Source organism: Vibrio sp. Vb1337 (assembly GCF_033338715.1).
GTDB classification, from domain to species: Bacteria; Pseudomonadota; Gammaproteobacteria; order Enterobacterales; family Vibrionaceae; genus Vibrio; species Vibrio alginolyticus.
The window spans coordinates 1-1,209 of the sequence record NZ_JAWOTD010000166.1 but is presented as its reverse complement, the minus strand read 5'-3'; the positions used below and the strand labels follow the sequence as shown (position 1 = coordinate 1,209).

Annotated in this window: 2 protein-coding genes; both read left to right on the top strand. The window is 45.1% G+C overall.

Features of this window, described 5'->3' with window-relative positions; genetic code table 11:
* Positions 1 to 810, top strand: an 810-nt coding sequence (locus tag R7E42_RS24745) for a cytochrome c-type biogenesis CcmF C-terminal domain-containing protein (protein WP_318073197.1), incomplete at its 5' end; no start/stop codon positions are given.
* Positions 788 to 1,209 (top strand): redoxin family protein (locus R7E42_RS24740; protein ID WP_318073196.1); only part of this gene is annotated, 422 nt, incomplete at its 3' end. The genes R7E42_RS24745 and R7E42_RS24740, both read left to right, overlap by 23 nt.

The following is a 1,209-nucleotide window of genomic DNA, read 5'->3' as shown; positions in this document are numbered from 1 at the left end:
GGTACGTTCTACCCGATGATTTATCAATTGCTAGGGTTGGGAAACATCTCTGTTGGTGCGCCGTATTTTAATAGCTTGATATTTCCTCTTAGTATTTTCGCTTTGTTGGCGTTAGCCATGACGCCAATTTTGCGGTGGACAAAAGGAGTGTGCGCGAACTGGAAAGGGCAATTCGCCTTCGCAAGTACTATCGCTTTAGGTGTCGTAGCCGTCTTTATCTTGTCGGTTGATACTGTACGTATTGGGACAATTACAAGTGTATTTTTAGCAGCTTGGGTTATTGCTACGCACACTATGTTATGGCTGAATGCCGAAAACAAAGGGCCACTAATCAAGATGGTGTTAGCACACGTCGGTTTTTCTTTAGCCGTTGTAGGAGCTGTCTTCAACAGTGAATACTCGTACCAATACAACTTGCGAGTAGAGCCTGGTGTTTCACATCAAAGAGCAAACATTGGTATCGATTATCAAGGTATGGATTGGATAATAGGACCAAATTACACCGCAGAACAAGCAAGGATCATTTTGCGCCTTGATGATCAGATCCGCTATGTATTACAACCTGAAAAACGCCATTATCCCGTGCGAGTAATGAACATGACTGAGCCCGCGATTCTGAGTTTATGGCACGGAGACTATTATCTGACGTTGGGGGATAAAGTTGGCACAAACGCTTATGCAATAAAAGTTCAGTACCGGGCGGGGATTTGGTGGATATGGTCAGGCGGTTTGATAGCGGTGTTTGGCGCACTGACGTCTGTGTATCGCAAAAGAAAGAGGGCCGTGAATGTCACCGAAAACTATGCCTAAACTATTCGGGTTATTTATTGTTGTTGCCGTCTTTTCAGTCGTGGTCGTTGCGGCGTTCTCTGACCGTCCCCACGTTGAGCAAGCAAAGGAAAGCACGCTAATGGTTCCAAATTTCAGCGCTGTATCGGTTATCTCTGGAAAAGAGGTCACTCAGGTGTTGTTTCAAGACAATGGCTATAAGTTGCTGAATGTGTGGGCGTCATGGTGTGGGATCTGTAAGAAAGAACATGAAACACTTCTGCAGATAGCGGATGCGGGAGTGCCGATCATTGGTTTGAATTATCGAGATAATAACTCTGCCGCTCAAAACTACTTGAGCTCTAAAAACAATCCTTATCAAGACGTGATTAGTGACCCAAATGGCGAAATAGCGGTTGAGCTGGGAGTGATAGGTACACC